The sequence below is a fragment of the Actinokineospora xionganensis genome, assembly GCF_014323725.1.
Classification (GTDB): Bacteria; Actinomycetota; Actinomycetes; order Mycobacteriales; family Pseudonocardiaceae; genus Actinokineospora; species Actinokineospora xionganensis.
Genome location: NZ_JABVED010000007.1, coordinates 1 through 12,099 on the forward strand (window position 1 = coordinate 1; position 12,099 = coordinate 12,099).

Here is a 12,099-nt window from a genome sequence, read left to right on the forward strand (position 1 = left end):
GCGCCACCGTCGTGCCCGCCGGGCGTGCCTTCCGCGCCGCCGTCGCCGACGCCGTGGCTGCCACCGCCGCCGAACCCGCCGCCGCTCGCACCACCGTCCGCGCCACCGTCCGCGCCACCGTCGTGCCCGCCGGGCGTGCCTTCCGCGCCGCCGTCGCCGACGCCGTGGCTGCCACCGCCGCCGAACCCGCCGCCGCTCGCACCACCGTCCGCGCCACCGTCCGCGCCGCCGTCATGACCGCCGGGCGTGCCCTGCGCGCCCCCGTCCGCTGCTCCGTGGTTTCCCGCCTGTCCGCTGCGGATGTCGTCGTCGTCCAGGGACATGGTGTCCTCCGTGTCTCGGCGTTGTGCTTCTACGCCGACCTGGTACCCCCATTCGGACGTTTCCATGCCACTTTTCACCAGGACCACCCGTTACGTGACCAGCGTTTGTGCGGCACCCACGGGGGGTAGTTCTGAGTCGGCTGAGGGACGATCGAGCGGAGGGTGGGACATGCGACCGGGCGACTTGCTCGACGGGCGCTACCGGCTCGGCAGGCTGGTCGGAACCGGCGGCATGGCCGATGTCCACGAGGCCACCGATATGCGCCTCGGCCGAGAGGTCGCCGTGAAGCTGTTCCGGCGCCGCGCCGAGGGCGAAACGGCCGCACGACTGGATTCCGAGGCTCGGCTGCTCAGCGGTCTGTCGCATCCTGGTCTGCTGCGAGTCTTCGACATCGCGCCCGACAACGACCGTCCGTACCTGGTCATGGAGCTGGTGCGCGGTCGCACGCTGCGGCGGGAGATCGACGACGGTCCGCTAGACCCGCGGCGGACGGCCCGGCTGGGCGCACGGCTCGCCGACACGCTCGCCTACGTGCATTCCCAGGGGATCATGCACCGCGACGTGAAGCCATCCAACGTGTTGCTTTCCGAGACGGTGGGCTGCTATCTCGCGGATTTCGGCATCGCCCGCGCCGAGGGTGATGAGCGGGTCACCGGAAGCGGCCACTGTGTCGGGACGGCCGCTTACCTTGCGCCCGAACAGGTCCAGGGTGGACCGTGCGGCCCGCCCGCGGACATCTACGCGCTCGGTCTGATGCTGATCGAGTGTCTGACCGGCAGGCCGGAGTACGACGGCACCGACGTCGAGGCGGCCGTCGCCCGGCTGCGCCGCGACCCCAGGATTCCCGACGGGCTCCCCGATCCGTGGCCGGAGACATTGGCGGCGATGACCGCCCGTGACCCGGCGGACCGGCCGGACGCCGAGGACTGCGCCCAGCGGCTCGCCGCGGCGGCGCTGACGGGCGGGCGCCCGCTGCCCCCGGTGCGCCCGTCCACCCCGCCGGTGTCGCGTCAGGCGACGGCCGAACTCCCGCCGCTCGCCAAGCCGCGGACGCGGGTGGCGGCGGTGCGGGTGGCCGCCGCGAGCGCCGCCGTCCTGATCGGCGGGACCGCGGTGGCGATGACCTCTGCCGAACCGGGCCGAACGGCCGTCAGCCCGCCGCCCGGGTCGTCGGAGGTCATGCCCGACCCGAAGCCGGTGCCTGCGGTCGCGGTGCCACTCCCGACGACGAAGGCGACACCTGAGTCGACGAAGGCGGAACCACCTGCCGAGCCGACGAAGTCCGGCAAGGGCAACAAGGGCAAGAAGAAGGGCAAGTCGAGCGGCTGATCAGTCGACCGAGCGGCGGTAGCGCACCTCTCGACGCGGCCCCGGAGTCGCCAGCCTGCGAATCAGGTAGGTGAGTCCGGCGCCGATGAGCAGCCACACGAGCGCGGCCATGCCGTAGTTCAGCACCACGGCCATCTTCTCCGAGCCCGGGCTGAACAGGCCGTCGAAGCCGAGCGACACGGCGGACGAGAAATCATTTACAAAGGACGCGAAACCGTTGGACGGGTTGGCGTTGGCCAACGTGAGGATGATCTTCACGACCAACACCACGGCGAACAGTCCACAGAGGAATGTGATGATGCTGCAGATCACATTGATGGCGCGGTGGCGGCTCGCGTTCGTGTCCTCGACCCGCTCGTGCACTACTTCTTCCTCGCCCGGCATCCCGGGCACGACGGGCTCGCGCCGAGGGCCGGAATAGCGAGGGTCATTATCGGGATACGTCATAAATCCATGGTCGCACCGGCGACGACCCCCCGCTGGACGAATCAGCCCGCGAAGCGCTGCTGGAGCCGGTCGAGCGTGGCGCGGATGCTCTTGAGGTTCTTGCCGGGGAATTTGACCAGTTCCAGCAGGAACCCGATGCGCGCGGTCGACCAGTCGAAGGTCTCGGTGACCTCGGTGCGGCCGTCGCCAAGGTCGCGCAGCTGCCAGCGCCACCGGTGGCCGTAGAAGTGCCGCCACGCGATCAGCCGGTTCTCCTCGAACTCGACGACCGTGTTGAGGATCTTGTACTGCCGACCCATCTTCATGTCCATGCCGAACTTGTCGCCCAGCTTGAGCCTGCGCGACCCGGTGCCGCGCGCGGACAGCACGGTGCCGGACCCGTCGATGAGCGGGTGCTTCGCGGGATCGGCCAACAGCTCGAAGATCTCGGCCGCGGGCGCGTCGATGACGCGGGTGTCGGAGACCTGACGTGGTGCCATTCCAGCACCCTAGGTCAGTCCGACGGTCCTTCCATGGTCCAAGTGAGCTGTGTCATTGAATCGCCTGACGTGCCACACGGGGCCGTCGACCACGATCTGGGAGATCGACCCGTTGTCCGAGCCAAGGAAGGCGAAGGGGGCGGCGCCGGTGGCCAAGGCGATCAGCTGCCCGATGACGCCGCCGTGGGTGAACACCGCGATCCGCTGGCCGGGATGGCGCGCGGCCAGCCGTTCGACCGCCCCGCGGACCCGCTTCGCGAACTCCTCGTTCGGCTCCCCGCCGGGGATGGCGTCCCACCGCTGCTCCTGCCGCATCCGCAGCGCGATCGGGTCGTTCTGGGCGACCTTCTGCCGGAACAGCCCGCCCTCCCACTCGCCGAGGAACACCTCGCGCAGGTCGGCCTCCACCTGTGGCGTGAGGTCCACCGCCCGGGCGAGCGGCGCGGCGGTCATGGCCGTGCGCTGGAGAGTGGTCACGTAGATGGCGTCGATCCCCAGGCTGGAGAGCCGGGCCGCGACCCGCTCGGCCTGATGCTCGCCCTCAGGCGCCAGCGGCGGGTCGCCCTGGCCCCCGACGAGGTCGAACCTGCGGTCGGGATCGGCGGCGGCGGATTCACCGTGCCGGATCAGGAGGAACTCGGTGGAACCGGCGGGGGCGACGAAGCGGAGCTGGCGGTACGAGGCAGTGGACACGAGGACAGCAGACCGTGTCCTGGGGCGACCGTCAACCAAGTGGCTTGACCAGCAGCTCGAAGGCGAGGTCAGCGCGCAGCGGGACACCGAAGCGTTCGTCGCCGTAGGGGAACGGGGTCAACTCGCCGGTCCGCCGGTAGCCGCGCCGGACGTACCAGGCGATCAGGTCCTCGCGGGCGTTGATGACCTTCATCCGCATCTCGCCCAGGCCCCACTCGTCCCGGGCGAAGCGCTCGGCCTCGGCCAGGGTGTCGTGGCCGATCCCGCCGCCCTGCAGGCCGGGGACCACGGCGAACATGCCGAAGTAGCCCGCGCCGTCCTCCTCGGCGACGTGGCAGCACGCCACCAGGTCGTCGTCGCGCCACGCCATGAGCACCGCGCTCTTGGGCGCGGTGATCACCTCGGCGACGCCGTCGGGGTCGGTGCGCTGGCCTTCGAGCAGGTCCGCCTCGGTCGTCCAGCCCGTGCGGCTGGAGTCGCCGCGGTAGGCGGACTCGATCAGCGGGACGAGAACGGGCACGTCAGCGAGGGTCGCCTTGCGAAAAATCAGCACGTCGCGAGCTTATGCGAGGGTTTGCCACCAGGGGTCGACAGTCGGCGGGGCGTCGACGTCCACACGCTCGCCCGGGCGCGGGATCGCCAGCGCCACGTCGCGGGCCTTCGCCTCGGCCCACACCCGGTCCGCGGGCTCGGTCCACGCGTGCAGCGCGAGCTTGAACGTCGCCCAGTGCACCGGGACCATCAGCCCGCCCTGGAGGTCGACATGGGCGGCGACGCCGTGTTCCGGGGTCATGTGGATGTCGGGCCAGCCGTCGGCGTAGGCACCGACCTGGATGAGCGTGGCGTCGAACGGACCATGTGCCTCGCCGATCTCGCGGTAGCCGTCGAAGTAGCCGGAATCGCCGGTGTAGAAGACTTTGCGGGTCGGTCCGGCCACGACCCAGGACGTCCACAGCGTGTCGTCGCGGGCGAACCCGCGGCCGGAGAAGTGCTGCGCGGCGGTCGCGATGAGCCGCACGCCCGCGACCTCGGCGCTCTCCTCCCAGTCGAGCTCGATGATCCGGTCGGCCGGGACCTTCCACCGCTCCAGGTGGGCGCCGACGCCCAGCGGCACCACGAACGGCGCGGTCTGGGTGCGGACCAGTTCGCGCACGGTCGGCAGGTCGAGGTGGTCGTAGTGGTCGTGCGAGATCACGATGGCGTCGACGTCGGGCACGTCGGACAGCGGCTGCGGCATCGGGTGCAGCCTGCGTGGGCCGACCAGCTGCGACGGCGAGACGCGGTCGCTCCACACCGGATCGAACAGCACGCGCGCGCCGTCGATCTCGACGAGCGTGGTGGCGTGGCCGTACCAGGTGAGGAAGAGGCCGTCGTCGGTCGGCGGCTCGGGCGTGACCACGGGGATCTCGCCCACGGGGGTGCGCTGCTGCTTGCCGAAGAGCAGTTCGCGGACGAGTCCGCCGCCTGCTTCCTGGTCGAACTGGATCGTGCGCGCGCGGTTGTGGAAGCGGCCGTCACGGAACTGGGGCGAGCGGCTCATGCGCTCGGCGCGGTCGCCTCGGGGCTTGGCTCCCATGGCGACGGGCACGTCGCGGACCGCCCAAGCGGCGGCGGCCAACCCGCTCAGGCCGAGAAGAAGGCGTCTCATGCCTTCGATGGTGCCACCGCGACGCTGTGAGCGCCCTCAGCCGAGGCGGCAGCCGTAGGTCGCGGTGCGCAGCCGCATGGCCCGCCGGGCCACGAGACCGGGCCGCGGCGACCGGACGGACACCTTGCGCAGGTACGACTCGTCGACCTGCAGGCTGGTCGGCGCCGGGTACTCGTCGTCCGGCGCCTGCGGGTGGTCCGGCGGCAGCAGGTCGAGGATCGCGCGCAGCGCCCAGCGGGCGTGGCCGTGGTAGGACCAGACGACCGACTCGGCGGTGAACACGTCCCAGTCGCGGACCTGCCGGGATCTGGCGGCCGTGACGTCGTGCGCGTCCTTGATCACCACGTAGTCGACGTGGTTCTCCCAGGCGTAGGTGGCCACGATGGCCTCCGGGCTGTCGGCGCCGCCGCAGAGGTACACGGTGAATCCATCGGCCACGACGGCGCGCAGGAGGTCATCGATCTCACCCATGTCGCCTGGCAGTAACTCTTCGCACGGCTGGCTCATCGTCATCACCCGACTGGCCGAGTGTCACTGCCGCTCAGAGCCGCGATCTGGTGACACGGTGTATTCGACGTGGCCTGTTTACCGCACCTGACCAGCGAATGGCTACCCAATCGCGCCATCGACACCAATGCGTCATTCACAGTTGGCATATCACCCAGGTGAGTGACAGTTTTACCCGATCGGCCCTTGCACCGGTTGATCCACGGCTTCGAAGACCAACATCGTGTTCACCGAGACCACCTCGGGCCTGCTGAGCAGGCGATTGATCAGCAACTGCTGCAGGTGGGCGGTGTCGGGCACCGCGACCTGGATCAGGTAGTCATCGGGCCCGGCGACGTGCAGCAGCGACACGGTCTCCGGCTGCTCCAGGACGAACGCCTTGAACGCGGCCACGATCTGCTGCCGGTGCGGGCGGACCCGCACCGACAGCAGCGCGCTGACCGGCCTCCCCAGCGCGGCCAGGTTCACCGTGGCGTGGAACCCGGTGAACACCCCACGTCTGCGCAGCGACCGCACCCGCTCCAGCGCGGTGGACGGGGCGACCCCGACGATGGCGGCGAGTTCCTTGTTCTGCAGCCGGGCGTCCTTCTGCAACTCGCGCAGAATCGCGACATCCACCGCGTCCAGGTCACTCGGTTGGCCCATTGGCCGAATGTACCGGCCTGTCAGCGGTGGGCCTCCTTGATCGCGTACGCGAGGTCGTCGCGCAGGTCGTCGAGGTGCTCCAAGCCGACGGAGAGCCGCACCACGGCCGCGGCGGGCTTGGCGTGCGCCTCCACCGGCCGGTGGGTCAACGACGCCGGGTGCTGGATCAGTGAGTCGACGCCGCCGAGCGACACGGCGTGGGTGATCAGCCGCACCCCCTCGACCAGGCGCGCCGCGCTGTCGTAGCCGCCCGCGACGGAGAACGCGAGCATCGCGCCCGGTCCGGCCATCTGCCTGCCCACCAGCGGGCCGGACGGGAAGTACACCCGCTCGACGTGCTGCTGCCCGCCGAGCCACCCGGCCAGCTCCACGGCGGTGGCCTGCTGCGCGTTGACCCGGACCGGCAGGGTCTGCAGCCCGCGGTGCAGCAGGTACGCGGCCAGCGGGTGCATCAGGCCGCCGGTGACGGCGCGGACCCTGCGCAGCTTCTCCGCCCAGTGCGCCGACGTCGCCACGACACCGCCGATGACGTCGCCGTGCCCGCCCAGGTACTTCGTCGCCGAGTGCAGCACGAGCGTCGCGCCGTGCTCGATCGGCCACTGCAGCACGGGCGTGGCGAAGGTGTTGTCGACGATCACCGGCACATCGCCCGCGGCGTCGCAGACCGCGGTCAGGTCGAGCAGCTCCAGCGTCGGGTTGGCCGGGGTCTCCACCAGCACCAGCCCGGTGTCGGGCCGCAGCGCGGCGGTGATCCCGGCCGGCTCGACCCAGGTGACCTCGGTGCCGAGCAGGCCGTTCGCGAGCAGGTGGTCGGACCCGCCGTAGATCGGGCGGACCGCGACGACGTGCGGCTTGCCCTCCCCGACGGACGCGATGAGACAGGCGGTCAGCGCGGCCATGCCCGACCCGAACGCCACCGCCTGCTCGGCCATCTCAAGGGAGGCGAGGGCCTCCTCGAAGCGCGCGACCGTCGGGTTCCACAGGCGCTGGTAGACCAGACCGCCCTCGGCTGGAGGAAGTCCGCCGGTGGCGAGGGCCTCGTAAGCCGCGCCACCGGACGCCACGCTGGGCACCGGGTTGGTGGTCGAAAGGTCGATGGGCGGCACATGCACACCAAGACCAGCGAGATCCTCGCGGCCGGCGTGCACGGCGAGCGTGGCGAGACGGCTCATCGGCACTCCAATTTTCGGGGGTGCGCACAGGATGACCATCCCGAGACGACTACCGCGGGGTCACGAAACCGGGCGGCCGTTTTGGCCTTGGCAGGCGATCGGAATTCGACGGCGCGACCTGCGCGGCGGTCGCCGCCGAACAAAATTCGACGGTCAGGGCGGGGCGTGGGCGCCGATGAGGTCGCAGACGATGCGGCGGCCCTGCCGCAGGGTCTCCGGGTGCCCCTCGCCGCGCAGCCGGAACGCCAGCCGGGCCATCACCTCGCCGACCGTGACCGACTGCAGCATCGACACGCGCAGCGCGGCGGTGGAGGCGAAGCCGTAGCGGGCGACGAGGACGGCGGCCAGGGCGTCGGCCAGCGGGACGTCGAGTTCGCCGGACTCCCGCAGGTCGCCGAGTGCGAGCCCGGCTCCTCCGATCGCGCGGAAACCCTCGTCGGCACGGCACATGTCGATGTAGATGTCGTAGGCGTGCTCGACCGCGGCGGCCCAGTGGGTGTGCCGGTCGGACTCGGCCTGCACGCGGTGCAGGTAGCGCAGGATGTTGCGTTCCACGACGGCCTTCATGACCGCGGGCTTGTCCGGGAAGTACCGGTAGACCGAGCCGATCGACACCTTCGCCGACCGCGCGATGTCCGCCGTCGTGGCCGCGGCGTAGCCCTTGTCCAGCACCACCCGGGACGCGGCGTCGAGGATGCGCTCGATCTGGCGGCTGGCGCGGTACTGGGTCGGGGCTCGGCGGACCTGATAGGGCGTATCGGGCGCGGTCACGCGACCATTGTGCCCAGCAAACCCCCGCGAACCCGGAGGTCAGGTGCCCAAGCCGTGCACGTTCTGTCGAATAATCGCCGGTGAGTTGCCCGCCACGATCGTCCACGAGGACGACGACACCCTCGCGTTCCTGGACCACCGTCCACTTTTCCACGGTCATACGCTCGTGGTGCCCAAGGTCCACCAGGGGATCCTCAGCGACCTGCCCGCCGACAAGGTCCCGGCCTTCTTCACTCTCGCGCAGCGGTTGGAGCGGGCGGTGGAGGACGGGCTCGGCGTGGACGGGTCGATGATCCTGATCAACAACGTGGTCAGCCAGTCGGTGCCGCACCTGCACCTGCACGTCATCCCACGCCGGGTCAAGGACGGGCTGCGGTTCTGGCTCGGCCCCCGCCACCCGTACGACGCCGAGCACCGGGCGGAGGACTTCGCCGAGCGGATCCGTGCCGCGTTGCGGTGACCCCGGATCGATTCAGCCGCTTGGCCCAGGGACGTTCGTATGTTCGAGCGAATCCCCGTCGATGGGCTGTCGCCCGGCCGCCCGCACAAGGTACGTAGTCCGGGTGGAGATTTCCGCGCGATGGCGGGCGCCCATCCTCGTGATGGGCGCCGCCCTGCTGCTGCCGATGATGCTGACTGTCGCGTTCGACCTGCCGCGCTGGCTGATGGTGATCTTGCTGGTGCTGTCCCTCGCGGCGGGCGCCATGGGCGTGCGGCAGGTCATGTTCCACCGTGAACAGGCCGCCATCCTGGCCGACGTCGCCCGGTCGCACCCCAAGCCGGTCGTCGAGCAGGCGCCGGAGGAGCACCACGTCCCCGCCATTCCCATCGACAGCGCGGAGCCGTATTACCGCTTCGTCCTGTCCTGCAAGGTGTGCTGGACCGGTGGCGAGGACGGCGAGCACGGCAACCCGCGCGGCCTGGCGGTGCACGCGATTCTGGAGCGGGCCCGACAGATCACGGTCACCTGCTCCCCCGCCGACGCCGAGGCCGCGCTGCCCCGCCTGGCCGCGGAACTGGGCGCCAAGCTTCCCGACCGCTCCGGCCAGATCGTCGCGTGGGCCCACGAGGTGGGCCTGGCCGTCCCGGAGTCCGACGCCGCCCGGATCGCCCGGCTGGCGGAGTTGCGCAAGGAAAAGCAGGTCCTGCACCAAGAGCGGGAACTGGAGCAGAGCACCCGGGCGTATCTGGCGGAGAACGTGTTCACCGACCCGGGCACCGCCGCGGTGTGGTGGCTGGCGCGGCACCCGGAACAGGTCCGGGAAGCCGCCGCACTGCTGCCGACTTTCGCCGAGCTGACGACCGCCCTGCGCGCCCCGGCACCGCACTACGCCCAAGCGGAGCGGGACAACGGCGCACGCCTGACCGGCCAGGACGACGACCGCAGGCTGCTACCGCGCACCAGCGAACCCACCTCGGACGACAGGATCGACACCGCCTGAGGGTGGAGGCCACGGCGCCGGCGAGGTCCGCCGGCGCCGGGCCTCCGGCCTCGCCGTGCGAGGGCGTGCCACCCGGTGTCCCGGCCGAGTGGAACGTTGGCGGCGAGGCAGGACGGCCGACCGCAGTCGACCCTGCACGACTGCGGCGCGCCATCCAGCAACATGGTGGCGGTTTCACGTCCTCAAGGCAATGGCGTGGCGGACTTTGGCCGGAGACCTGTGTTTTCCGTGAGGAAAGGCGACTCAGAAAACCGACCAACCGGTCACGGTCGAAAACGCTTCGAGCGCGGCGACCCCGGCGATGGAATTGCCGCAGGCGTCGAGTCCCGGGCTCCACACGCACACGACACACTGGTTGGGGACCACGGCGATGATGCCGCCGCCGGACCCGCTCTTGGCCGGGAGGCCGACCCGGTAGGCGAACTCGCCCGCGCCGTCGTACATGCCGCAGACCAGCATGATCGCGTTGAGTCGCCGGGTGGCCTCGCGGGCGAGCAGTCGGGTGCCGTCCGCGCCGACGCCGCCGCGGGCGAGGAACAGCGCGGCGGTCGCCAGGTCCGCGCACGACATGGTGATCGCGCCCTGGCGGTTGAAGTGGTCGACGACGGTCGGCACCGGGTTGTCGAGGGCTTCGGAGCCGGCGACGATCTGCGCGAGCGCGGAGGTCTCGGTGGGCTCGGGTTCCTCGGCGAGGAAACGGTTGCCGGACTCGGCGGACAGGAAGGCGCGCAGCGCGCCCGCGGCGTCGCCGGTGCGACTCAGCAGGCGGTCGGTGGTGACCAGCGCGCCAAGCGGGTCGAACGGGTTCTGCGGGCCACCGCCGGTCCAGCTGTCGACGGCGTGGGCGAGCGCGAAACCGAAGACCTTCGCGAGGCTGCGCAGCGGGAACGGGATTTGGTAGTCGCCGACCCCACAGAGCTCACCGTCCACTGTGGCCACGGCCATACCGAAACCAGGACGCTCCATTGTGGACTGACCGAGGCCGACGAGCGGTCGGACCTGGTCGCGCACCTCGTCGAGCGCGCTGCGCAGAAACGGTCGCGGTGCGGGTTCGAGCACCGCCGTCGCTTCGCCTCCGGGATAACCCACGACGTCAGAATGACCCACGACATCCACTCGCACAACGCATTCGGCGACTTAACAGTTAACTCCGCTATTCGGTCGCAGATGTTGAGCGTGGGAAAACAAATATCGCGGGCCGGATACTACGAAATGAGGACACCGTGCTCGGCCCACCACTTCGTGTAGCTCGGGTTGCGGTCGATCAGCCCGGCGTAGGTCGCCGCGACGGCCGTGCGCATCATCTCCGGGTCGACCGGGCACGGGTCCTTCCATGCGAGTTCGACGCGGCCGACGATGGGGTCGCCCACCAGCGGGCGGACCACCAACCCCATGCCCTCGTTCGAGGTGGGTTGGGCCAGGCTCACGCACTGGCCACTGGTGACGAACTCGCGGGCGGACACCGCGTCGCTCGCCTCGTGGGTGATCCGCGGGTCGAACCCGGCCTTGCGGCACGCCCAGCGGAGGGCGGCGATCCCGCCATGGTCTTCCTGCGGGTCGACGACCCAGTTCTCCTCGGCCAGCGCCGCGAGTTCGACGGTGGCCCGCGCGGCCAGCGGGTGCCACTCGGCCAGCGCGACGAACTGCGGCTCGACCGGCACGATCACCTCCCGGCGCACACCGTCGCCGCCGCTGCCCTCGAACCCGATCCCCTCCCACAGCAGCGCCGCGTGGATCCGCCCGGCCCGCACCTTCGCGAGCAGCGCGGCCACCGACGGATCGGTGTGCACCGCCACCTTGAGCGGCGGCGCCGCGGGGGTCGCCTTGGCCTGCGACGTGACCAGCCGGGGAACCAGCAGTGCGAGGAGCGCGCCAGGGATACCGCCGATCCGCAACTCCACCTGCTGGTCCGGCGCCGCGGCCACCATGGGCGCGTCACCGCGCAGGTCGGCCATCTCATTGACGACCGACCGCGCCTTGGCCAACACGGACCGCCCGAACGACGTGGGGACGACCCCGGTCCGAACCCGCTCGAACAACGGCGCCCCCAACGCCCGCTCGATCCGCTGCAACTGCGACGTCAGCGACGGCTGGGACAACCCCAGCGCCGCGGCCGCCTTGGTGATGCTGCCTTCGTCGGCCACCACGATCACGATTCGCAGGTGGCGGAACTCCAGTTCCATGCCAACCATGTTATGGGTAGCGATTATGGTCGAGATAGCGCATCCGAATCAGGTGCACCGCCTATCCACAGCTCGACCGGTTATCCACAGCGACCCCCAAGCCAAGATCATCTGTCACCCCCAGCCGATAGACTGGGCAAGGGCCGTCCCCCAGGGAAGGGCGGGGGCTGCTCGGGGCCGCTCTGAACGCCGATCGGGTTGGTGAAGCGGTCACCACAGCCGATAGAGTTCCGTGATGCGCTTCCGTGAACTGTCGGTCGGCCGGTCGCTGCAGTGTCCGTCCATCGATCTGGATGACTTGGTCGAAGAGTCCGCGGGCCTCAAGGGCGATTTCGCTTACACCGACGTTCGGCTCGTCGGTACCGCGTCCGGAGTGGTGGGCGAGGGATCGCTGCGCCGTTGTGTCGCCGCTGGGACGGACATGTCCGGGTCGCGTCTGTCCCCAGTGGATTTTCACCG

The 12,099-nt window shown here is 70.4% G+C and carries 15 protein-coding genes; 3 read left to right on the plus strand and 12 right to left on the minus strand.

What is annotated here, in order from left to right:
• The coding region (locus GPZ80_RS13580) for a hypothetical protein (protein ID WP_187220709.1) at nt 1-323 on the minus strand (323 nt) is incomplete at its 3' end.
• A gap of 169 nt (nt 324-492) precedes the next feature.
• Between GPZ80_RS13580 and GPZ80_RS13585 the strand changes: the two genes are divergently transcribed.
• Nucleotides 493-1,653 (plus strand): serine/threonine-protein kinase, encoded by a 1,161-nt coding sequence (locus tag GPZ80_RS13585; RefSeq protein WP_187220710.1) that lies wholly within the window; start codon nt 493-495, stop codon nt 1,651-1,653.
• On the opposite strand, the gene GPZ80_RS13590 is transcribed toward GPZ80_RS13585, so the two are convergent.
• The 9 genes from GPZ80_RS13590 to GPZ80_RS13630 all read right to left on the minus strand — a co-directional run bounded on the left by GPZ80_RS13590 (nt 1,654) and on the right by GPZ80_RS13630 (nt 8,015).
• Complete coding sequence (locus GPZ80_RS13590) at nt 1,654-2,100, minus strand: hypothetical protein (protein WP_187220711.1); 447 nt, start codon at nt 2,098-2,100, stop codon at nt 1,654-1,656.
• Between the two features lie 41 nt (nt 2,101-2,141).
• Nucleotides 2,142-2,579, minus strand: a complete 438-nt coding sequence (locus GPZ80_RS13595; RefSeq protein WP_187220712.1) for an SRPBCC family protein — start codon at nt 2,577-2,579, stop codon at nt 2,142-2,144.
• 9 nt (nt 2,580-2,588) lie between these two features.
• Nucleotides 2,589-3,272, minus strand: coding sequence for a histidine phosphatase family protein (locus tag GPZ80_RS13600; RefSeq protein ID WP_187220713.1), 684 nt, complete (start codon nt 3,270-3,272; stop codon nt 2,589-2,591).
• 31 nt (nt 3,273-3,303) lie between these two features.
• A complete protein-coding gene (locus GPZ80_RS13605) occupies nt 3,304-3,825 on the minus strand; it encodes a GNAT family N-acetyltransferase (RefSeq protein ID WP_187220714.1) in 522 nt (173 codons plus the stop codon).
• Between the two features lie 9 nt (nt 3,826-3,834).
• A complete protein-coding gene (locus GPZ80_RS13610) occupies nt 3,835-4,920 on the minus strand; it encodes an MBL fold metallo-hydrolase (RefSeq protein ID WP_187220715.1) in 1,086 nt (361 codons plus the stop codon).
• Between the two features lie 36 nt (nt 4,921-4,956).
• Nucleotides 4,957-5,391, minus strand: coding sequence for a hypothetical protein (locus GPZ80_RS13615; RefSeq protein WP_187220716.1), 435 nt, complete (start codon nt 5,389-5,391; stop codon nt 4,957-4,959).
• A 207-nt stretch (nt 5,392-5,598) separates the two neighbouring features.
• A complete protein-coding gene (locus GPZ80_RS13620) occupies nt 5,599-6,072 on the minus strand; it encodes an Lrp/AsnC family transcriptional regulator (RefSeq protein ID WP_187220717.1) in 474 nt (157 codons plus the stop codon).
• Nucleotides 6,073-6,092: 20 nt separating this feature from the next.
• A complete protein-coding gene (locus GPZ80_RS13625) occupies nt 6,093-7,244 on the minus strand; it encodes a trans-sulfuration enzyme family protein (protein WP_187220718.1) in 1,152 nt (383 codons plus the stop codon).
• 153 nt (nt 7,245-7,397) lie between these two features.
• Nucleotides 7,398-8,015 (minus strand): TetR/AcrR family transcriptional regulator, encoded by a 618-nt coding sequence (locus GPZ80_RS13630; protein WP_187220719.1) that lies wholly within the window; start codon nt 8,013-8,015, stop codon nt 7,398-7,400.
• A 43-nt stretch (nt 8,016-8,058) separates the two neighbouring features.
• On the opposite strand from GPZ80_RS13630, the gene GPZ80_RS13635 reads away from it, so the two are divergent.
• Both GPZ80_RS13635 and GPZ80_RS13640 read left to right on the plus strand, forming a co-directional pair.
• On the plus strand, nt 8,059-8,475 hold the full coding sequence (locus GPZ80_RS13635) for an HIT family protein (RefSeq protein WP_187220720.1): 417 nt from the start codon (nt 8,059-8,061) through the stop codon (nt 8,473-8,475).
• 103 nt (nt 8,476-8,578) lie between these two features.
• Nucleotides 8,579-9,457, plus strand: a complete 879-nt coding sequence (locus GPZ80_RS13640; protein ID WP_187220721.1) for a hypothetical protein — start codon at nt 8,579-8,581, stop codon at nt 9,455-9,457.
• 243 nt (nt 9,458-9,700) lie between these two features.
• Here GPZ80_RS13640 and GPZ80_RS13645 read toward each other — a convergent pair whose 3' ends face one another.
• Together GPZ80_RS13645 and GPZ80_RS13650 are read right to left on the minus strand one after the other, a co-directional pair.
• Complete coding sequence (locus tag GPZ80_RS13645; RefSeq protein WP_312880313.1) at nt 9,701-10,546, minus strand: glutaminase; 846 nt, start codon at nt 10,544-10,546, stop codon at nt 9,701-9,703.
• Between the two features lie 116 nt (nt 10,547-10,662).
• Nucleotides 10,663-11,640 (minus strand): LysR family transcriptional regulator, encoded by a 978-nt coding sequence (locus GPZ80_RS13650; RefSeq protein WP_187220722.1) that lies wholly within the window; start codon nt 11,638-11,640, stop codon nt 10,663-10,665.
• Nucleotides 11,641-12,099: the final 459 nt, after the last annotated feature.

Excerpts from the sequence above, each read along its gene's own strand:
- GPZ80_RS13585 (WP_187220710.1), top strand. The coding sequence starts at position 493 with ATGCGACCGGGCGACTTGCTCGACGGGCGCTACCGGCTCGGCAGGCTG.
- GPZ80_RS13590 (WP_187220711.1), bottom strand. The coding sequence starts at position 2,100 with ATGACGTATCCCGATAATGACCCTCGCTATTCCGGCCCTCGGCGCGAG.
- GPZ80_RS13595 (WP_187220712.1), bottom strand. The coding sequence starts at position 2,579 with ATGGCACCACGTCAGGTCTCCGACACCCGCGTCATCGACGCGCCCGCG.
- GPZ80_RS13610 (WP_187220715.1), bottom strand. The coding sequence starts at position 4,920 with ATGAGACGCCTTCTTCTCGGCCTGAGCGGGTTGGCCGCCGCCGCTTGG.
- GPZ80_RS13615 (WP_187220716.1), bottom strand. The coding sequence starts at position 5,391 with ATGGGTGAGATCGATGACCTCCTGCGCGCCGTCGTGGCCGATGGATTC.
- GPZ80_RS13620 (WP_187220717.1), bottom strand. The coding sequence starts at position 6,072 with ATGGGCCAACCGAGTGACCTGGACGCGGTGGATGTCGCGATTCTGCGC.
- GPZ80_RS13625 (WP_187220718.1), bottom strand. The coding sequence starts at position 7,244 with ATGAGCCGTCTCGCCACGCTCGCCGTGCACGCCGGCCGCGAGGATCTC.
- GPZ80_RS13650 (WP_187220722.1), bottom strand. The coding sequence starts at position 11,640 with ATGGAACTGGAGTTCCGCCACCTGCGAATCGTGATCGTGGTGGCCGAC.